This window comes from Constrictibacter sp. MBR-5, assembly GCF_040549485.1.
Classification (GTDB): Bacteria; Pseudomonadota; Alphaproteobacteria; order JAJUGE01; family JAJUGE01; genus Constrictibacter.
This window is the reverse complement of record NZ_JBEPTK010000004.1, coordinates 417,632-437,456: the sequence shown is the minus strand read 5'-3', so window position 1 is coordinate 437,456 and position 19,825 is coordinate 417,632. Positions and strand designations below refer to the sequence as shown.

General features: G+C 68.3%; 13 protein-coding genes. 8 read left to right on the top strand and 5 right to left on the bottom strand.

Annotated elements, in window-relative coordinates; genetic code table 11:
* Positions 1 to 27: 27 nt before the first annotated feature.
* From ABIE65_RS12125 to ABIE65_RS12105, 5 genes are all read left to right on the top strand, one after another.
* Positions 28 to 741, top strand: coding sequence for a LuxR C-terminal-related transcriptional regulator (locus tag ABIE65_RS12125; protein WP_354077970.1), 714 nt, complete (start codon positions 28 to 30; stop codon positions 739 to 741).
* Positions 742 to 890: 149 nt separating this feature from the next.
* On the top strand, positions 891 to 1,355 hold the full coding sequence (gene bfr, locus ABIE65_RS12120; protein ID WP_354077969.1) for a bacterioferritin: 465 nt from the start codon (positions 891 to 893) through the stop codon (positions 1,353 to 1,355).
* A 92-nt stretch (positions 1,356 to 1,447) separates the two neighbouring features.
* Positions 1,448 to 3,175, top strand: a complete 1,728-nt coding sequence (locus ABIE65_RS12115; protein ID WP_354077968.1) for an ABC transporter permease — start codon at positions 1,448 to 1,450, stop codon at positions 3,173 to 3,175.
* Positions 3,176 to 3,294: 119 nt separating this feature from the next.
* The gene (locus ABIE65_RS12110; RefSeq protein WP_354077967.1) at positions 3,295 to 9,123 is read left to right on the top strand and encodes a choice-of-anchor I family protein; all 5,829 of its coding nucleotides are present in this window, start codon (positions 3,295 to 3,297) and stop codon (positions 9,121 to 9,123) included.
* 121 nt (positions 9,124 to 9,244) lie between these two features.
* On the top strand, positions 9,245 to 9,778 hold the full coding sequence (locus ABIE65_RS12105) for a hypothetical protein (RefSeq protein WP_354077966.1): 534 nt from the start codon (positions 9,245 to 9,247) through the stop codon (positions 9,776 to 9,778).
* Here ABIE65_RS12105 and ABIE65_RS12100 read toward each other — a convergent pair.
* The gene (locus tag ABIE65_RS12100) at positions 9,748 to 10,668 is read right to left on the bottom strand and encodes a LysR family transcriptional regulator (protein ID WP_354077965.1); all 921 of its coding nucleotides are present in this window, start codon (positions 10,666 to 10,668) and stop codon (positions 9,748 to 9,750) included. The genes ABIE65_RS12105 and ABIE65_RS12100 overlap by 31 nt on opposite strands.
* Before the next feature lie 129 nt (positions 10,669 to 10,797).
* Between ABIE65_RS12100 and ABIE65_RS12095 the strand changes: the two genes are divergently transcribed.
* Complete coding sequence (locus ABIE65_RS12095) at positions 10,798 to 12,039, top strand: LLM class flavin-dependent oxidoreductase (protein WP_354077964.1); 1,242 nt, start codon at positions 10,798 to 10,800, stop codon at positions 12,037 to 12,039.
* 58 nt (positions 12,040 to 12,097) lie between these two features.
* On the opposite strand, the gene ABIE65_RS12090 is transcribed toward ABIE65_RS12095, so the two are convergent.
* Entirely contained in the window at positions 12,098 to 13,126 is a 1,029-nt protein-coding gene (locus ABIE65_RS12090; protein ID WP_354077963.1) for a Fe(3+) ABC transporter substrate-binding protein, read from the bottom strand.
* Between the two features lie 92 nt (positions 13,127 to 13,218).
* Positions 13,219 to 14,307: a mandelate racemase/muconate lactonizing enzyme family protein gene (locus ABIE65_RS12085; protein WP_354077962.1), complete on the bottom strand. Its 1,089-nt coding sequence runs from the start codon at positions 14,305 to 14,307 to the stop codon at positions 13,219 to 13,221.
* Between the two features lie 137 nt (positions 14,308 to 14,444).
* Here ABIE65_RS12085 and ABIE65_RS12080 point away from each other — a divergent pair, with 137 nt between their 5' ends.
* Both ABIE65_RS12080 and ABIE65_RS12075 read left to right on the top strand, forming a co-directional pair.
* Entirely contained in the window at positions 14,445 to 15,617 is a 1,173-nt protein-coding gene (locus ABIE65_RS12080; RefSeq protein WP_354077961.1) for an acyl-CoA dehydrogenase family protein, read from the top strand.
* Between the two features lie 91 nt (positions 15,618 to 15,708).
* On the top strand, positions 15,709 to 16,194 hold the full coding sequence (locus tag ABIE65_RS12075; RefSeq protein ID WP_354077960.1) for a PAS domain-containing protein: 486 nt from the start codon (positions 15,709 to 15,711) through the stop codon (positions 16,192 to 16,194).
* A 15-nt stretch (positions 16,195 to 16,209) separates the two neighbouring features.
* Here the strand turns inward: ABIE65_RS12075 and ABIE65_RS12070 are convergent, their stop codons facing one another.
* Both ABIE65_RS12070 and ABIE65_RS12065 read right to left on the bottom strand, forming a co-directional pair.
* Entirely contained in the window at positions 16,210 to 17,427 is a 1,218-nt protein-coding gene (locus ABIE65_RS12070; protein WP_354077959.1) for a CaiB/BaiF CoA transferase family protein, read from the bottom strand.
* On the bottom strand, positions 17,424 to 19,823 hold the full coding sequence (locus ABIE65_RS12065; RefSeq protein WP_354077958.1) for a CaiB/BaiF CoA transferase family protein: 2,400 nt from the start codon (positions 19,821 to 19,823) through the stop codon (positions 17,424 to 17,426). The genes ABIE65_RS12070 and ABIE65_RS12065 overlap by 4 nt, the downstream gene beginning before the upstream one ends.
* Positions 19,824 to 19,825: the final 2 nt, after the last annotated feature.

The following is a 19,825-nucleotide window of genomic DNA, read 5'->3' as shown; positions in this document are numbered from 1 at the left end:
CACCGAACGCAAGTAGCGAGGGATATCATGCCTGCAGCCGTCCATCAGACCATCCGCCCGGTGGCCCACATGCCCGTTCCGATGCGGGCGCAGGCGGAAGAGCGCGTGGCGATCGCCCTGGTCGGCGGCGACATGCTGTTCCGCGAGGGCCTGAAGCGGCTGTTCGCCGACACCAGCGTCGAGGTGGTCGCCGACGCGGCGGCACCGGTCGAGACCCTGGGTCGGATGGGGCGGGCGCCGCAGGTCATCGTTCTGCTCGACGCGCCGGGTACCGGCATGCGCGCCTGGGCATGGATGGAAGAAGTGGCCCGCCGCTGGCCGGACGTCTCCGCCGTCGTCCTGTCGAGCCGCGCCGAACCAGGCGACATGATCCAGGCGCTGGAGAGCGGCATCGGTGGCTACCTGCTGACCGACATGTCGCCGGCGGCGCTGGCCCAGGCCATCGGCCTGGTCGCGCTCGGCGAGAACGTATTTCCGACGCGCCTCTCCGCCAGCCTGTCGATCGGCGGCCGCATGGGGGCGTCGACACCGCGCAAGGCGACCCTGACGCCGCGCGAGGTCGACATCCTGCACGGCCTGCTCGAAGGCAAGTCGAACAAGCTGATCGCGCGCTCGCTCGGCACGACCGACGCGACGGTCAAGGCACAGCTCCGCCACCTGCTGCGCAAGATCGGCGTCGAGAACAGGACCCAGGCGGCACTCTGGGCACGCGAGCACGGACTGGTCGAGCAGGCCCACTGAAACGACCCACTGAAACGCGGCGTCCGCAGAAGCTAACCGGCCGGGGCTCGCCCCGGCCGGCCGCCGATGTTGAAACACCGTCCGCCCGGCACTATGACTCCGTCGAGAGGCGTGGTTCAGCGCCGTACCCGACGGGAAGGCAGGCCGACATGAAGGGCGACGCCCAGGTCATCAAGCACCTGAATACGATCCTCACCAACGAACTGACCGCGATCAACCAGTATTTCCTGCATGCGCGCATGCTGAAGAACTGGGGCTTCGAGAAGCTCGGCGAGAAGACTTACGAAGAGTCGATCGACGAGATGAAGCACGCCGACAAGCTGATCGAGCGTATCCTTTTCCTCGAAGGGCTGCCGAACCTGCAGGAGCTGAACAAGCTCATGATCGGCGAGGATGTCCGCGAGGTCCTGGAGTGCGACCTGAAGGTCGAGCAGAAGGCCATTCCGGACCTTCGCGCGGCGATCGCCCACTGCGAGACGGTGGCCGACTACGTGACGCGGGACCTGTTCAAGGAAATCCTCGCGGACGAGGAGCATCACGTCGACTTCCTCGAGACCCAGCTCGATCTGATCAAGCGGATCGGCTACGAGAACTACCAGCAGTTGCAGGTCTGATGGGCTTCGGCGGCCGTCGATCCGGTCGCCGGCGCAGGCGTGCGACCGGATCGCATCTTGCGGCGGGCGCCCGGGCGGCCTAGACCGACGCCATGAGCGACGGACGGCGCATACGCATCCAGTGGCGGCGTGACGGATTTGGCCTGCGAGCGGCCGTGTTCGGTCTTGCCGCGCTGTTTTCGATTCCCATCGTCGCGGTGTTGGCGAACCTGTTCCTCCCGGGGAAGGGGACATGGGCGCATCTCGCCGACACGGTCCTGGCCGAGTATGTGCGCAACACCGCCATCCTGGCCGTCGGCGCCGGCACCGGCGTCGCCGTCGTCGGCACGGGGGCGGCCTGGCTGGTGACGATGTACCGGTTCCCGGGACGCCGCGTCCTCGAATGGGCGCTGATCCTGCCGCTCGCGGTGCCCGCCTACGTCCTCGCCTATGTCTACACCGACTTCCTCCAGGCGGCGGGACCGCTGCAGTCGCTGATCCGCGACGTGACCGGCTTGCGAACCCGCGACTACTGGTTCCCGGAGGTGCGGTCGCTGGGCGGCGCCGTCACGATGCTCGTGCTGGTCTACTATCCCTATGTCTACCTGATCGCGCGTGCGGCCTTCCTTGAGCAGTGCGTCTGCGTGCTGGAGGTCAGCCGGACGCTGGGCTGCACCGGCTGGGAGAGCCTGCGCCGGGTGGCGCTGCCGCTGGCGCGGCCGGCCATCGCCGCCGGCTCGGCATTGGCGCTCATGGAGACGCTCGCCGATTTCGGCACCGTCTCCTATTTCGGCGTGAACACCTTTACCACCGGCATCTACCGGACTTGGTACTCGCTCGGCGACCCGGTCGCCGCGGCGCAGTTGTCGGCGGCGCTGCTGGGGTTCGTCGCGCTGGTGTTGCTGTTCGAGCGGGTGAACCGCGGCCAGGCGCGTTTCCACCAGACGAGCATCCGCTATCGGCCGCTGCCGGCGAACGTGCTCACCGGCGCCCGTGCCTGGACCGCGACTCTGGTCTGCGCACTGCCCGTGCTGCTCGGTTTCGTGGTGCCGGGCATCCTGCTGCTGCACCTGTCGCTCATCGACGGCGATGCGCAGTTCGGTCCGCGCTACCTGGCGCTGGTGGGCAACAGCGTGACGCTGGCCACCGTTACGGCCTGTCTCGCCGTGCCGCTGTCGCTGCTGCTGGCCTACGGCGTGCGGCGCTACCGTTCCGCCTCGGTGACGACGGCGGTGCGGGTGGCGGGCCTGGGCTATGCCGTGCCGGGCTCGGTCATCGCCGTCGGCACGCTCATTCCGTTCGCGATGTTCGACAACACGGTCGACGCCTGGATGCGATCCACGTTCGGCATTTCCACGGGGCTGCTGCTTACCGGGACGATCGCCGGCGTCGTCTTCGCCTGTCTGGTGCGGTTCCTGGCGGTGTCGCTCCAGACCGTGGAGGCGAGCCTGACCAAGATCTCGCCGTCGATCGACGCCGCCGCCCGGTCGCTCGGCTCCGGCACGCTGCGCACCGCCCTGACGGTCCACGCGCCGATCATGGGCGGCAGCCTTCTCACGGCGTGGCTGATCGTCTTCGTCGACACGATGAAGGAACTGCCGGCGACGCTGCTGCTGCGGCCCTTCAACTTCGACACGCTCGCCGTGCAGGCCTATCACCTCGCCAAGGACGAGCGGCTCGCCGAGGCGTCGACGGCCGCCCTGGCCATCGTCGCGGTCGGCCTGATTCCCGTTCTCCTGCTGTCCCGCTCCGTCGCCCGCGCCCGCCCTGGCCTGGGCAGCGAGGGGGCGGAGGACGACGCGGTCGAGATCATCGAGGGCGTCGCCAGCCAGCGGCCCTGATCCGGCCGTTCTGAGACGAGCCTGTCTTCCGATCGTCACGCGCCTGTCAGGCGGCACGGCTAACGTGCCCGCGCCGTCGGGCTGCGCCCGGCTCATCCTTCCGACGATGGGAGCCGCGAATGTCGATCACACTGACCCACACCGGACGCTACGCCACCGGGATATTCGACGAGAGCGCAGCCGAGATCGTGGCGCACGACCCGGTCACGCAACGCCTCTTCGTCGTCAACGGTTCGGCACGGACGATCGACGTCCTGCAGATGAACGGCGCCGGCGACCCCGTCCTGCTGACGCAGATCGAGGTCGGTCACGTGAACAGCGTGGCCGTCTCCAACGGCGTGGTCGCCGCGGCGGTGCAGAGCGAGGAGGACGACGGCCGCGGGCGGGTGGTGCTGATGGACACCGACGGCGCGCTGCTGGGCGAGGTCGAGGTGGGCGTCCTGCCGGATGCGCTGACCTTCTCGCCGGACGGCATGAAGATCGTGGTCTCCAACGAAGGCGAATTCACGGACGAGGTCGACCCGCAGGGCTCGATCAGCATCGTCGACCTGTCGGCCGGCCCCGACAGCGCCACCGTCGTCGAGGTGGACTTCTCCGTCTTCGACGGCCAGGAGGACGCCCTGCGCGAGAAGGGCGTGCGCCTGTTCCCCGGCAAGACGGCCTCGCAGAGCCTCGAGCCCGAATATGCGGCGATCAGCGCCGACGGCACGCGGGCCATGGTGACGCTGCAGGAGAACAACGCGGTCGCGATCATCGACCTGGAGACGGCGGAGATCGTCGACATCGTCGGCCTTGGCCTCAAGGACCACAGCCTGGAGGGGCAGGGACTCGACCCGAGCGACCGCGACGGCGGCGTGAACATCGCCCAGGTCCCCGTCTTCGGCATGTATATGCCGGACGGCATCGCCTCGTTCGAGAGCGGCGGGCAGACCTACTTCGTCATCGCCAACGAGGGCGATGCGCGCGGCGAGGAGGTCCGGATCGAGGACTTGGATCTCGATCCGACCGTGTATCCGAATGCCGAGGCGCTGCAGCAGGACGAGACGCTGGGCCGGCTCGAAGCCTCGTCGACCGACGGCGATATCGACGATGACGGCGACATCGACCAGATCCACGTCTATGGCGGCCGGTCCTTCTCGATCCTGAACGGCGACGGCATGGTCGTCTTCGACTCCGGCGACGATTTCGAGCAGATCCTGGCGGCGCAACTGCCGGAGGCGTTCAACGCCAACAACGACGACAACGACTCGATCGACAGCCGCAGCGATGCCAAGGGGCCGGAGCCCGAGGGCGTCACCATCGGCGTGATCGGTCCGGAGACCTACGCCTTCATCGGGCTCGAGCGCGCCGGCGGCGTGATGGTCTACAGGATCTCCGATCCCACGGCCCCCGAATTCGTCCAGTACATCAACAACCGCGACTTCACCGTCGACGCCGAGAGTGCGGCGGCGGGCGACCTCGGTCCCGAGGGACTGGCGTTCATTTCGGCCGACGACAGTCCGACCGGAAAGCCGATGCTGGTGACCGGCAACGAGGTGAGCGGCACGACGTCGGTCTTCGAGATCGACGTCACGCCGACGATCTCCGAGATCCAGGGGGCCGGCCATCAGTCCGGCTATGCCGGTATGACGGTCACGACCGGCGGCATCGTGACGGCGCTGGAGAGCAACGGCTTCTATCTGCAGGATCCGACCGGCGACGGCGACGTCGCCACCTCCGACGCGGTCTTCGTCTTCACCGGCAGCGGCAATGTGACCACCGCGGTCGGCGATGCGGTGACCCTGACCGGAACCGTGCAGGAGTATTTCCCGGGGGGTGCCGCGACGGGCAACCTGTCGACCACCCAGATCGGGGCGTTGACGGACCTTTCCATCGATTCGCGCGGCAACGCCCTGCCGGAGGCCGCCATCATCGGCGACGGCGGACGGGTGCCGCCGACGGAGGTCATCGACGACGACGGGCTGGCCGTCTTCGACCCCGGGAACGACGGCATCGACTTCTACGAGTCGCTGGAGGGGATGCGCGTCACGGTGAATGACGCGGTCGCCGTCTCGGCGACCAACCGCTTCGGCGAGATCTTCGCCTTGGCCGACGAGGGTGAGGGTGCCACCGGGCGGAACGACCGCGGCGGGATCACCCTGGCGCCCGACGACGCGAACCCCGAGCGGATCCAGATCCAGTTCGACGACGACGTGCTGCGCAACTTCGACCAGACCGTCGATGTCGGCGCGCGCCTCGGCGACGTCACCGGCGTCGTCGACTACAACTTCGGCAACTTTGAAGTGAAAGTCACCCAGGCCTTCCCGATCCTGGCGCCCAGCGCGCTGGAGCGCGAGACGACGGCGCTCACGCCGACCGAGAACGGCCTGACGATCGCCACCTACAACGTCCTGAACCTGTCGCCGCAGGACACGGCGCAGCTCGCGGCGCTGGGCGCGCAGATCGCGACGAACCTCGGTGGCCCCGACATCATCGGCCTGCAGGAGATCCAGGACGCCAGCGGCGAAGTCGACGACGGCACGGTCTCAGGCGCGGCGACGCTGCAGGCGCTCGCCGACGCGATCGCCGCGGCCGGCGGCCCGACCTACGCCTTCGCCGAGGTGGCGCCCGCCGACGGCGCGAGCGGCGGCGTTCCCGGCGGCAACATCCGCAACGCGTTCCTCTACAACGCCGACCGCGTCGATCTGGTCGAGGGGTCGGTGACTGCGCTGGGCACGGGCGAAGCCGCCTTCGCGGACACCCGGCAGCCGTTGCAGGCGCAGTTCCTGTTCAACGGCGAGACGGTCACGGTCATCAACAACCACTTCCCGTCCAAGTCCGGCAGCACGCCGCTGTTCGGCACGGAGCAGCCGCCGGTCGACGCCGGAGCCGACCAGCGGCTCGCCCAGGCGGAGTTCCTCAAGGCGCACGTTTCCGCCCTGGAAGCCGCCGACACGGACGCCAAGGTCGTGTTACTCGGCGACCTGAACGACTTCCAGTTCTCCCAGGCCGTCCAGACCCTGCAGGGCGAAGGCGCGGATCAGGTCCTGTTCGACCGGCTCGACACGCTCGAAGGCGACGCGACCTACACCTACAACTTCGAGGGCAATTCCCAGGTCCTCGACCACATGCTGTTCAACGAGGCGCTGCGCGACCGGGCGGAAGTCGACATCGTTCACGCCAACGTGGACTTCGCCGACCAGGCCAGCGACCACGAGGCGATCGTGGCGCGCGTCGAAATCGAGCCTGCCGCGTCGACCGAATACCAGCTGCAGATCCTGCACGCTTCGGACCTGGAGGGTGGGGTCGACGCGATCGGCCGCGCGGCCAACTTCGCCGCGCTCGCCGACCTGTTCGAGGACGAGTACGCCAACTCGGTGACGATCTCCGCCGGGGACAACTACATACCGGGTCCGTTCTTCGTCGCTGCCGCCGATCCGAGCGTCCAGAGCGTTCTGAACGAGGTCTACAACGACCTCTACGACACCGACATCTTCACCGGCCTGGGCGTCGGCAGCGGCCGCGTCGACGTCTCGATCATGAACGTGATCGGTTTCGACGCCTCGGCCTTCGGCAACCATGAGTTCGACGCGGGCACGGGTGCTGTCGCCGACATCATCGGCGCGTCCGGCAGCCCGGATGCGATCTCCTGGCTCGGCGCCCAATTCCCGTATCTCTCGGCGAACCTGGACTTCTCGGGCAGCAACCTCGCCGGGCTTCTGACCGACGACATCCTCTCCTCGGAGGCCTTCAGGGCGGACCCGACCGACATCCCGGGCAGTTTCGTCACGCCGAAGATCGCGCCGGCGACGATCATCGAGGAGAACGGCGAGATGATCGGCGTCGTCGGCGCGACGACGCCGCTGCTGGAGAGCATCTCGTCGCCGGGCGCCGTCACGGTGCGCGAGCCGGGTGCGGGGACGAACGACATGGCGGCACTCGCCGCCATCCTGCAGCCGACGATCGACGCGCTCCGCGACCAGGGCGTCGACAAGATCGTCCTGACCAGCCACCTGCAGCAGATCGCGCTGGAGCAGGAACTGGCCGGGCTGCTGCACGGCGTCGACATCATCCTGGCCGGCGGCTCCGACACGCTGCTGGCCGACGAGACGGACGTGCTGCGCGAGGGCGATACGGCGGACGGCGACTATCCGCTGGTCACGACCGACGCGGACGGCAACACGACGCTGATCGTCTCTACCGACGGCGAATACTCCTATCTCGGCCGCCTCGTCGTGACCTTCGACGCCGAGGGCAACGTCCTGGCGGACAGCCTGGACGAGACGGTCAACGGTGCCTATGCCAGCACCGAAGCGGTGGTCGCCGCGGCTTGGGGCGAGGCCGATCCGTTCGCCGAGAACTCCAAGGGAGAACTGGTGCAGCGGCTGGTCGATGCCGTCGACGAGGTCGTGACGGTGAAGGACGGCAACGTCCTCGGGTTGACCGACGTCTATCTCGACGGCCGACGTGAATCGGTCCGTACCGAGGAAACGAACCTCGGCAACCTCTCGGCCGATGCGAACCTCGCCGAGGCGCGCAAGGTCGACGCCGAGGTCATGGTGTCGATCAAGAACGGCGGCGGCATCCGCGCCGGAATCGGCGAAGTCGACAGCGAAACGGGTGAACTGGTCGCGCCGGCCGACGGCGAGGTCTCGCAACTCGACATCGAGAACGCGCTGCGGTTCAACAACAGCCTCTCGATCGTCACCATAACGGCCGCGACCCTGCTTGCGGTCATGGAGCATGCCTTTGCCGGCGTCGCACCGGGTTCCACTCCCGGTGCCTTCCCGCAGATCGGCGGCATGGAGGTGAGCTTCGATCCTTCGGCTGCGGTGGGCGATCGTATCCGGTCGCTGGCCGTCGTCGACGAGGACGGTTTGCCGGTCGACGTCATCGTCGAGAATGGCGAGGTGGTCGGCGACGCGTCGCGGGAGATCAAGGTTGTCACCCTCGGCTTCCTCGCCGACGGCGGCGACGGCTATCCGTTCCCCGACGGGACGCTGGACCGGATCGACCTGGGCGCGGACAACCTCGCGGAGGGCGAGGCCGACTTCGCGACGGCGGGGACGGAGCAGGACGCACTCGCGGAGTATATGCTGGCCAATCATGCCGAAGTGCCCTACGCCGCCGAAGAGACATCGCCCGAGCAGGACGAGCGGATCCAGAATCTCGCCGTGCGCGAGGATACGGTGCTGGAGGGCGGCGATTCCGATCCGGATCCCGACATGGTCCTGGTCGGCGGCTGGGCGGACGACACGTTGGTCGGCGGCTCCGGCAACGACCGCATCTCCGGCGGCTTCGGTGACGACAATCTCGACGGGGGCGCCGGTGACGACGTGGTCGATGGCGGCTTCGGCGACGATGTCATGCTGGGCGGTCTCGGCAACGACCGGATGAAGGGCAGCTTCGGCAACGACGATGTCGACGGCGGCGGCGGCGACGACGTGATCCACGGCGAGTTCGGCGACGACGTCCTTTCGGGCGGTGCCGGTCGTGACATGATCGACGGCGGCTTCGGCGACGACCGGATCGTGGGTGGCGGGGGGCGCGACACGCTGCTCGGCGACTTCGGGCGCGATGTCGTCTCCGGTGGTGGCGGCGATGATAGGATCCAGGGCGGTTTCGGCGACGACCGTCTTGCGGGCAATGCCGGCGACGACGAGATCGATGGCGGCTTCGGCAACGACCGGCTGGCCGGCGGCGAAGGCGACGACGTCCTCGAAGGCGGTTTCGGCAACGACACCTTCGTTTTCGAAACGAGCTTCGGCCTCGACCGGGTCATGGATTTCGGCCGCGGCCGCGACACGATCCGGTTCGAGGACGGCTTATTCGGCGACTTCGCCGCGGTGACCGCGTCGGGCAGTCAGGTCGGCAGCGACGTTCTGCTGTCGTTCGATGCGGACAACGTCATTACGCTGGTCGGTGTCGATCTCGCCAGCCTGCGCAGCGACGATTTCAGCTTCGCCTGATCGGAGAGGGGCGCCGTTCGTCGCGGCGCCCCGTTCCGCAAAGGCGTTGCGGATCCACGTGTCGCTTGCGAGTGATAACGATTCTCATTAATGTGGGCTCGTTCGTACCGGAGATGCCCGCATGATCGAACAGTGCCGCTTTGTCGAGTCCCCCGGCGACCCCGCAAGGCGGCGGATCGCCGAATTGACCGATGCCGAACAGCTGATGGTCTGGGCATTCCGAAGCTGGGCCTTCGCGCACCATGCTTCGCGCAGCGTGGAACGCGACATCCAGCGCGGCTGCGGCCGCGAGGAGGGCGAGCGCGTGACGGTTGCCATCCGCTCGATCCTGGTGCTGATCGCGCTCTACGGCCGCCGGCCCCTGCGGCTTGGGCCGCCCGGCTGGCCCGGCGTGACCACCGACGAAATCCGTCTGCTGCAGCTCTATGCGGCCGGTCAGCGCGGTTCGGCCGATGCGGTTCGGGCGCACCTCGCCTGGATGCTACGCCCGGTCCACACCGCGCACCCGGAGATCGCCGTCGCCCACGCGGCGGCCATCCTGGGACGCTCCGGCTTCCACCTGCCGTGGCGCTGCGAAGAGGCGGAGCCGATCGCGCGGCGCGCCGCGTCCCGGCAGCCTGCCACTTACGGCGAGCGACTGCGCCTCTGCGACTGAGGGCCGTAGCGCGCGCGGAGCAGGGCGCGGAAGGCGGCCGCTGCCGGGGAATCGGAGCGGCCGCGCAGGGACACGATGCCAATCTCGCGCGTCACGGCATTGCCGGCGATCGGCAGGACGGCGCAGCCCGAGGTGTCGAGCTTCCCTTCGAGCACACGTGGCACGAAGGTGACGCCGAATCCCGCTTCCGCCATCGCGACGAGGGTGGAGAAGGTGTTGGCCTCGTGGCCCACCGACAGCGTCAGCCCCTGCGCGTCGAAGGCTGCCTCCACCGTGTCGCGCAGGCCGGCGCCGCGCGGCGAGCAGACGACGGACCATTGCGCGAGGTCCTCCAGTAAGACCGCGGAGCGCCCGGCCAGCGGATGGTTCCGCGCCACGACGGCCACGCAGGGATCCTCGAACAGCGGTTCGAAGTCGAAGGGATCCCGCGGCATCGGCCCCGACATCAGGCCGATCGCGGCGCTGCCCTGTTCCACCGCCTCGAAGGTTCGGCGGGTCAGCACCTCGACCATTTCGACGGCGACGCCGGGGTAGGCATCGCGGAAGGCGGCCATCGTCGACGGCAGGATCGTCCCGGCGATCGACGGAATGGCGGCGACGGCGATCCGGCCCCGCGCCAGTCCCGCTTCCTCGCGCAGCTCGTCCGCCAGATGTTCCAGCTCTCCCAGGGCGCGCGCCGCCGCATGGAGCAGGCGCTCACCGGCGGGCGTCAGCGACACCGACCGCGTGGTACGGTTGAACAGGTCGACGCGCAGATGCTCCTCCAGCTGGCGAACGCGCGCGCTGACCGCCGGCTGCGACAGATTCAGGCGTTCCGCCGCGGCCCGGAAGCTGCGGGATTCGGCGACCGCGATGAAGGCGGCGACCTGGGGCAGGCTGAAATTGATCACCGTACTCGATCAATCGTTTCGATATTTCGAATTGTGTTACGGATGCCGTCCTGGTGCAATTGTCCGCACATCCGCCGGGGTCTAGAGTGACCGGCCAGCGGTATCGGACAACTGCACAGGCGACGCCCCATGAAGTTCGGCATCTTCTATGAGCATCAGCTCCCCCGGCCGTGGGAGGCGCGTAGCGAATATCAGCTGTTCCAGGATTCGCTCGCCCAGATCGAACTCGCCGACAAGCTCGGCTATGACTATGCTTGGGAGGTCGAGCATCACTTCCTCGAGGAGTATTCGCACTCCTCGGCGCCGGAAGTGTTCCTGGGCGCCGCCAGCCAGCGGACCAAGAACATCCGGCTCGGCCACGGCATCATCCAGCTGACGACGAACCAGCCGCATCGGGTGGCGGAGCGCGTTTCGACGCTCGACCTGCTGTCGGGCGGGCGTGTCGAGTTCGGCATGGGCGAGGGCGCCGGGCCGGCCGAGCTCCACCCCTTCAACATCCGCGTGCGCGACAAGCGCGATCGCTGGGAGGAGGCGGTGAAGGCCATCATCCCGATGTTCACGAAGGACAGCTGGGAGTTCCACGGCCAGTATTACGATTTCCCGGCCCGCAACGTCGTGCCGAAGCCGTTCCAGAAGCCGCACCCGCCGCTGTGGGTCGCCTGCTCGAACATCCAGACCATCACGCAGGCCGGCGCCTGGGGCATGGGCGCGCTGGGCTTCAGCTTCGTCTCGCCGGACGCGGCCAAGGCCTGGGTGCACCGCTACTACAACACGCTCCTGCACCGCCAGAACCGGCTGGCCGACTACCAGGCCAATCCGAACATCGCCATCGTCAACGGGTTCATGTGCGCCGAGACGGACCAGGAGGCGCTGGAGAAGGCGTCGGGCTGGACCTTCTTCATCTTCGCGCTGTCGCGTTACGGCCGGAAGGGCATCGACGCACCGGGCGAGAGCGACCTGTGGGCCGAGTACCAGGAGTGGCGCCACACCGAGAAGGCGCAGCAGGCGCTGCGCAACGGCCTGATCGGATCGCCGGAGACGATCCGCAAGCGGCTGCGGATGTTCGCCGACGCGCATGTGGACCAGGTCATCCTGCTGAACCAGGCGGGGAAGACCAGCCACAAGGACATCTGCGACAGCCTGACGATGTTCGCCGAGGAGGTGATGCCCGAGTTCCACGCCATGGAGCCGGCGCATCAGGCCTGGAAGCAGGAGGTCCTGGCGGAGCGGCTCAAGCTCGAGGAACTCTCGACCGAGGGCTACGACCTCTATGCGCACCAGAACGAGGACATCGTCCGCATGACGCCGGAGCAGCTGAAGGCGATGATGGCGGAGAAGGAGCGGGCGAAGGTCGCCGCCGGCGGGGACTGACCCCGGGGACGAAGGTCGCCGGGACGGCCGCGTGGCCGTCCCGGCCTGTCGTTACCAGTTACTTCCAGCCGGCCTGGTCGAGCAGCTTCTGCGCCTGGGCCTGGTTGCGGCCATAGGCGCTGACGTTCACCGGGTCCTGCTTGAAGTCGTGGCCCAGGTCGGCGACCACCTCGGCCGGCTTCACCGTTTCGACCACCGGATACTCGTAGTTGCCGACGGCGAAGTATTGCTGGGCCTTGTCACTGGCCAGATACTCCAGGAACTTGACGGCATTCTCCTTGTTCGGCGCGTGCTTCAGCACGCCGGCGCCGGAGATGTTGACGTGGGTGCCGCGGTCGTCCTGGTTCGGGAAGACGACGCCCATGGCCTTGACCACGTCCTGGTCGGCCGACTTGTCCGACGTCATCAGCCGGATGAAATAATAGTGGTTGGCGACCGCGATGCCGCACTCGCCCGCGGCGGCGGCCCTGATCTGGTCGGTGTCGCCGCCCTTCGGTGCGCGCGCCATGTTGGCGACGACCCCCTTGGCCCACTCCAGCGCCTTCTCCTCGCCGTGCGCCTCGATCATCGAGGCCATCAGCGACAGGTTGTACATGTTGGAGCTGGAGCGGATGCAGATCTCGCCCTTGTACTTCGGATCGGCGAGCGCCTCGTAGGTCTTCGGCGGATCCTTCATCTCCGCCTTGTTGAAGAAGATCAGCCGGGCGCGCTTCGAGAAGCCGAAATATTCGCCGTCGGGATGGCGCAGCGACGACGGGATCCGCTTCGTCAGCGTTTCCGAGGAGGTGTCGGCGAAGATGCCCTTCTCCTCGGCACGCCAGAGCCGTCCGGCGTCGACGGTGACGAGGATGTCGGCCGGGCTGTTGCGCCCCTCGGCCTCGATCCGCGAGATCAGCTTGTCGCTGTCGTCCTCGATCCGGTTGATCTTGATGCCGGTGGCTTCGGTGAAGCCGTTATAGAGCTGCTCGTCGGTCTGGTAATGCCGTGCCGAGTAGATGTTGACCTCGGCGGCGGAAGCGATGGCCGTCGTACCGGCGAGCAGCGTCGCGGCGAGCGTGATCGTCGTGGAGCGTTTCAGGGTCTTCATGGCCCATCCTCTGCGGCGGTAGTGCGAATGAGAAAGCGTCGCAGTGGCAACATAACGGACCCGGGCTCCTACGCAAGACCACGGTTTTCTGATCACCGGATCCGGTGCCGGTCGACCGCATCCATGTCGAACGTGAAGCCGAGGCCCGGCCGGTCCGGCACGGCGATGTGGCCGTCCTCGACCGCGATCCGCTCGCGATAGAGACGCGCCGTCCAGGGCATGAACTCCAGCCACGTGGCGTTGCCGAACGCACCCATCAGGCAAAGGCTCTGCTCGGTGAACAGATGGTTGGAAATCGCGATGTCGTGCGCGGCGGCGAGGTGGGCCACCTTCACGAACTCGGTGACCCCGCCGACGCGGCCGAGGTCGGCCATCCAGATGTCGGCGGCGCCGGCCTCCAGCATGCTGCGGAAGCCGTAGCGCGTCGCCTCTGTCTCGCCGCTGGCGATGGGGGTGTCGAGCGCGGCCGCCACGCGGGCGGAGCCGTGATAGTCGTACGGCGCCACCGGCTCCTCGAACCAGGTGAGGTCGAAGTCTTCCAGCCTGCGGCCGAGGCGAATCGCATGGTCGGCGGTGAAGCCGCGGCTGGCGTCGCACATCAGCGAGACGTCCGGGCCGATCGCCCGTCGCACGGCGGCGACCCGCTCGACATCCTCCTCGACGTGCGTCTTGCCGACGCGCATTTTCACGCCCCGGAAACCCTCGGCGACGTAGCCGGCCGCCTCGGCGGCGAGTTCGTCCGGCGTGGCGGAGAGCCAAAGGCCGGCGCTGCAATAGACCGGCACGCGGTCGCGGGCGGCGCCGAGCAGGTGGGCGACGGACTGGCCGAGGGCCTTGCCCTTGGCGTCCCAGAGGGCGGTGTCGATCGCGGCGAGGCCGAAGACGGTCACGCCCTTGTGGCCGAGGAAGTAGAGTTCCTTCCACAGCCGCTCCCAGATCCGCTCGGCGTAGCGCACGTCCTCGCCGACGATCGCCGGCTTCAGGCTCCGCACCATCGTCTCCAGCACCTCGATCCGCCGGCCGCCGAGGGTGAAGAGGAAGCTCTCGCCGGTCACGCCGGCATCGGTGTCGACGAACACCAGGACGCAGCCGACGCGGTCGTTGCTGACCCCGCTGGAATTGCGCGTCGGCCGGGGCAGGGGGACCTCGACGACGATCGTGCGCAGGTCGGTGACGCGCATCTTCTTCTTCCTCTCACGCGGATGGGTAACGCGATGCTAGCCGGCAGCGCGGTGCGGCGAAACGGGAGGGCCTTGCCTGATACGGGCGGCTGCCGCCATGTTGCGGCAAAGAGGACGCCGCCCGGCAGGAGAGACGCATGGCCGAAGACCACGCCAAGGATTGCGACTGGAACGCGATGAGCGACGAGGACTTCCGCATGGAGGTCCGGCGCTGGATCGAGGCCGAGTATCCGCAGGCGAAGCGGTTCCCGAAGCACCGCATGACCTATCCGGAGATCAAGGACTGGTTCGACAAGCTGTCGGCCAAGGGCTGGATCGCGCCCGGCTGGCCGCGCGAATACGGCGGCATGGGCCTCGATCCGTCGAAGCTGATCATCTATGTCGAGGAGTACGAGCGCCACGGCTGCGCCCGTATCCCGGACCATGCGCTGCAGATGTGCGGGCCGCTGCTGATCCGCTACGGCACCGAGGAGCAGAAGCGCTACTTCCTGCCGAAGATCCTGAGCGGCGAACACATCTGGTGCCAGGGCTACTCCGAGCCGAATGCCGGGTCGGACCTCGCCAGCCTGCGGACCGAAGCGGTCGCCGACGGCGACGACTATGTCGTCAACGGCCAGAAGATCTGGACGACGCTGGCGCATTCGGCGAACTGGACCTTCTGCCTCGTGCGGACCGACAAGACGGCGCGCAAGCCGCAGGAGGGCATCAGCTTCCTGCTGATCGACATGTCGACGCCGGGCGTCACGGTCCGGCCGATCCCGAACATCAAGGGCGACGTCGAATTCTGCGAGATGTTCTTCGACGACGTGCGGGTGCCGAAGAAGAACCTGGTCGGCGAGCCGAACAAGGGCTGGACCATGGCCAAGGCGCTGCTCGGGTTCGAGCGGCTGTTCCTGGGCAACCCGCGCATGCCGGAATATGCGCTGAACCGCCTGCGCGACCTGGGCGAAAAGACGGGACGGTTCGAGGATGCCGCCTTCGTCGACCGCTTCACGCAGTTCCGGCTGGACGTCTACGACCTGAACTCGGCGTTCGAGCGTTTCGCGGGCATCCTGCGCGCGGGCGGCGAACTGGGGGCCGACGTATCGGTGCTGAAGCTCTGGGCCACCGAGACCTACCAGCGCATCACCGAATACATGGTGGAAGTCGCCGGGGACCACGGCATCCAGCGCGAGGACGTGGTGATCGGCAACACCAGCGTCGACGTGATGGCGCAGTTCATCGAGTCGCGCCCGGCGACGATCTATGGCGGATCGAATGAGATCCAGCGCAACATCATCGCCAAGCAGGTGCTCCGGCTTCCCGGCTGAGCCGGGCTTACGCCCGTCTTTACCGGCCGTAGAGGGCGCCGGCCTACTGTCGCGCGATAAAAACCAACAGGGGTGGACGGTGCGATCCGAGGTGGAAGCGCAGTCGGTGGCGGCGGCCCGGTCGCCGGACTGGCTGGATCCGGACCTTCGTTGGGCGGAGACGCTCTGGCACGCCCGCAAGGGCGTTGCGGATTTGCCGACGAAGTCGCAGATCGATCCGCTCGACGTTCCGCCGCGCTGCCTCGACCTGGCGTTCCTGTTCGAACTGCGCGACGACGCGTGGTACGCGAGGCTGATCGGCACCGGCTATTTCGCGCTCTACGGCTATGACGTGACTGGCATGCGGGTGTCGGACTTCATCCGCGCCACGGGCACAGGCCCGCGCGTGCTGGCCGACTATGAACGGGCCCGCTCCAGCAGGCTGCCCGTGTTCTCGCAGTCGGTCCTGAACTGGCGGCCCACAGGGGCGCAACTGCCCTATCACCGGGTCGTGCTGCCCTTCACCGGAAACCCTCCCGACGATGGGACGGTGCGGTATCTCTTCGGGTTCACCAAGCTGCTCGGCAACCGTTTCTGAGGCGGCCGAGGCCGCTCAGCGGACGCCGCCCGCCGCGCGCAGGGCAGCGATGCGGGCGTCGTCGCAGCCGAGCACCTCGCGCAGGACCTCGTCCGTATGCTCGCCGAGCAGCGGCGCGGGCCCCGCACGCCGCACCGGCGTCCCGGACAGCTTCATCGGCGAGGCGACCGTGCGGAAGCTGCCGGCCGGATGCTCGACCTCCTGAATCATGTCGCGCGCCGCCGGCTCCGGAGCGGCGAGCGCCTCCGTCAGGGTGCGGACGCTGCCGGCGGGGACGCCCGATGCGCGGCAGCGCTCGATCCAGTGGTCGCGCGGCCGGCGCGAGAACAGATCCTTCAGCACCTCGTCCAGCTCCGCCTTGTGCGCCCGGCGGTCCTTGTTGGTGCGGAAGCGTGCATCCTCGGCCATGTCGGGCCGTTCCAGCACGTCGGTGCAGAGGCGCCGGAACTGCCGGTCGTTGCCGACCAGCAGGTTCAGCAGGCCGTCGGCACAGGGATAGACGCCGGTCGGGATGACCAGGAAAGAGCTGTTGCCGCTGCGCGGCGGGTTCTCGCCCGTCAGGAGGGCGCCCTGCGAGAGGAAGCCGCTGACGGCGACGACGGTGTCGAGCAGCGCCATGTCCACATGCTGGCCGCGGCCGGTCACCTCCCGGGCGCGCAGCGCGGCCAGGACGGCCATCCCGGCGTGAAGGCCCGTCAGCGTGTCGGCCAGCGAGGCGCCGGTGCGGACGGGGTCGGCCTCGGGCTGCCCGGTCAGGTACATGAGGCCGCCTTCGCCCTGGGCGATCTGGTCGTAGCCGACGTTCATGCGATAGGGCGTGTCGTGGCCGTAGCCGGAGATCGAGCAGTAGATCAGGCGCGGATTGGCCCCCGACAGGGCGGCGTAGTCCAGGCCGTGCCGCTCCATGACGTCGACGCGGAAATTCTGGACCAGGATGTCGCACTTTGCCGCGAGTTCGCGGCAGAGGTCGCGCCCGGCCTCGGTGCCGAGGTCGACCGTGACGCTCTTCTTGTGGCGGTTGATCGCGAGGAAGTAGGCGCTCTCGCTGCCAAGGCCGGGCGGGTTCCAGGCGCGGCTGTCGTCGCCGCCGTCGGGGTTCTCGACCTTGATCACCTCTGCGCCCAGGTCGGCCAGCATCATGGTGAGGTAGGGGCCGGCGAGCACGCGGGTGAAGTCGAGCACGCGGATGCCCGTCAGCGGATGCGGCAGGGTCGCCGCGGCCTCGTCGGTCATTTCACGATTCCCTGTGCCTTGAGGCCGTCGACCCGTGCCGCGTCGTAGCCGAGCCAGTCGCCGAGCGCCGCGGCGGTATGCTGGCCGAGCGTCGGCGCCGCCATCGGATCGCGTACCGGCGTTCCGTCCATGCGGATCGGGCTGCGCAGGCAGGGCACCGTCCCGGCGGTCGGATGCGGGATCGAGACGTAACGCTCGCGCTCCTTGACCTCGGGCGACTCGCAGGCTTCCGCGATGGTGCGGATCGGGCCCGCGGGGGCGCCGGCGGCGCGCATCCGCGCCACCCAGTTGTCGCGGGTGTCGGTGGCGAAGATCTCGTTCAAGGTGCGGTCGACCAGATCGCGGTTGGCGACGCGCGCGCTGTTGGTGAGGAAGTGCGGGTCGGCGGCGATGTCGGGCCGGTTCACCACGTCGACGATGAACTTCTTCCAGACCCGTTCGCCTGCGAGCGTCATCTGGAACGGCCCGTCGGAGGCTTCGTAGACCCCGACGGGGTTGGCGGCGGGGCTGCCGTTGCCCCAGCGCATCGGCGTCTTGCCGTCGATGAGGTACGCCATGCCGAAGTGGAAGCTCATGGCGCAGGCCGTGTCGAACAGCGCCACGTCGACATACTGGCCCTCGCCGGTGCGGCTGCGGTGGAAGAGGGCCGCCAGGGTCGCCTGGGCGGCGCCGAGGCCGGTGGTGACGTCGATCATCGGGATGCCGGTGCGGGTGGGCTCGCCGTCGGGGCGGCCGGTGATCGACATGAAGCCGCTCTCGGCCTGCGCGACAGGGTCGTAGCCGGCGCGCTTGGCGAAGTCGCCGTCGCGGCCGTAGCCCGACATGGCGCAGTAGACCAGCGACGGGTTGACCGACTTGAGGCTCTCATAGTCGAGGCCGAACTTCTTCATGACGCCGGCGGAGAAATTCTCCAGCACGACATCCGCCTCCGCGGCGAGGTCGCGTGCGAGCGCCTGACCCTCGGGCTTCGACAGGTCGAGCGCGAGGCTACGCTTGTTGCGGTTGTAGGCGAGATAGAAGGCGCCCTCGCCGCCGACGCGCGGACCGGCATAGCCGCGGGCGTCGTCGCCGGTCTCCGGATGCTCGATCTTCAGCACGTCGGCGCCCAGGTCGCCCAGCGTCATGGCGCAGTGCGGGCCGGCGATGACGCGGGTGAAGTCGAGGACCTTGAGGCCGGAGAGCGGGTGCGGGATGTCGCGAACGGATGTCGCCGCAGGTGCCGCAGGGACGGGCGAGGCCAGCCATTCCTTCTCGATCGCCGCGCCGTGCTGGTTCAGCTCGGGTGCGCCGACGGCGTCACGCAGCGGCGTGCCGTAGAGGCGCAGCGGGCTGCGCACGTCGGGCACGTCGCCCAGCGTCTCGTGCGGGATTCGGCCGACGATGCCACGCGTCTCCGCCTCGGCGGAGGTGTAGGCCTCGGGGATGGTGCGGATAGCACCGACCGGCACGCCGGCGGCGCGCATCTGCTCGATCCAGTGCTGGCGCGGCTGCGTCGCGAAGATCGCGTTGAGAAGAGCGCAGAGTTCGGTGTTGTTGGCGACGCGCGCCGCGTTCGTGGCGAAGCGCGGATCGTTGAGCAGATCGGGACGGTTCAGCAGTTCGCCCGCCAGCCGGCGCCAGGGCCGCTCGCCGCCGATCGTCAGGAAGAAGGGCCCGTCGGCGCCTTGGAACACGCCGATCGGCGAGGCGAGGATGCTGCCGTTGCCGGCGCGCTGCGGACATTCGCCGTCGAGCAGGTAGCTCTGCGATGCGTGCAGCGTCATGGCGAAGCCGGTGTCGAACAGCGGCACCTCGACATACTGGCCGCGGCCGGTGGTCTCGCGCGCGATCAGGGCGGCGATGGCCGCCTGGACGGCAGTCATGCCGGTGGTCACGTCGATCATCGGCACGCCAGTGCGCAGCGGCGGCAGGTCGGGGTCGCCCGTCATCGACATGAAGCCGCTCTCGGCCTGGACGACGGGATCGTAGCCGGCGCGCGCCTTGAACGGCCCGGTCCGGCCGTAGGCGGAGACCGAGAGATAGACGAGGCGCGGGTTGGACGGCGCGAGATCGGCGTAGCCCAGGCCGTACTTCTCCATCAGGCCGGTGCGGAAATTCTCGATCACCAGGTCGGCGCGCTCGGTCAGCGCCTTCGCCTTGGCGAGGTCCTCGGCCTTGTTGAGGTCGAGGGCGATGCTGCGCTTGTTCCGGTTGTAGCAGAGGAAGGCCGGCGACAGGCCCTTATACTCCGGCGGCCGGTAGCCGCGGGTGTCGTCGCCGCCGTCCGGATTCTCGATCTTCACCACGTCGGCGCCCAGGTCGGCGAGGGTCATCGCGCAGAGCGGGCCGGCGATGACGCGCGAGAAGTCGGCGACGCGGATGCCGTGGAGAGGGGGGAGGGGACGGTCCTGGGGCATGG

Excerpts from the sequence above, each read along its gene's own strand:
- ABIE65_RS12070 (WP_354077959.1), bottom strand. The coding sequence starts at position 17,427 with ATGACCGACGAGGCCGCGGCGACCCTGCCGCATCCGCTGACGGGCATC.
- ABIE65_RS12085 (WP_354077962.1), bottom strand. The coding sequence starts at position 14,307 with ATGCGCGTCACCGACCTGCGCACGATCGTCGTCGAGGTCCCCCTGCCC.
- ABIE65_RS12105 (WP_354077966.1), top strand. The coding sequence starts at position 9,245 with ATGATCGAACAGTGCCGCTTTGTCGAGTCCCCCGGCGACCCCGCAAGG.
- ABIE65_RS12095 (WP_354077964.1), top strand. The coding sequence starts at position 10,798 with ATGAAGTTCGGCATCTTCTATGAGCATCAGCTCCCCCGGCCGTGGGAG.
- bfr (WP_354077969.1), top strand. The coding sequence starts at position 891 with ATGAAGGGCGACGCCCAGGTCATCAAGCACCTGAATACGATCCTCACC.
- ABIE65_RS12065 (WP_354077958.1), bottom strand. The coding sequence starts at position 19,823 with ATGCCCCAGGACCGTCCCCTCCCCCCTCTCCACGGCATCCGCGTCGCC.
- ABIE65_RS12125 (WP_354077970.1), top strand. The coding sequence starts at position 28 with ATGCCTGCAGCCGTCCATCAGACCATCCGCCCGGTGGCCCACATGCCC.
- ABIE65_RS12115 (WP_354077968.1), top strand. The coding sequence starts at position 1,448 with ATGAGCGACGGACGGCGCATACGCATCCAGTGGCGGCGTGACGGATTT.
- ABIE65_RS12080 (WP_354077961.1), top strand. The coding sequence starts at position 14,445 with ATGGCCGAAGACCACGCCAAGGATTGCGACTGGAACGCGATGAGCGAC.
- ABIE65_RS12090 (WP_354077963.1), bottom strand. The coding sequence starts at position 13,126 with ATGAAGACCCTGAAACGCTCCACGACGATCACGCTCGCCGCGACGCTG.
- ABIE65_RS12110 (WP_354077967.1), top strand. The coding sequence starts at position 3,295 with ATGTCGATCACACTGACCCACACCGGACGCTACGCCACCGGGATATTC.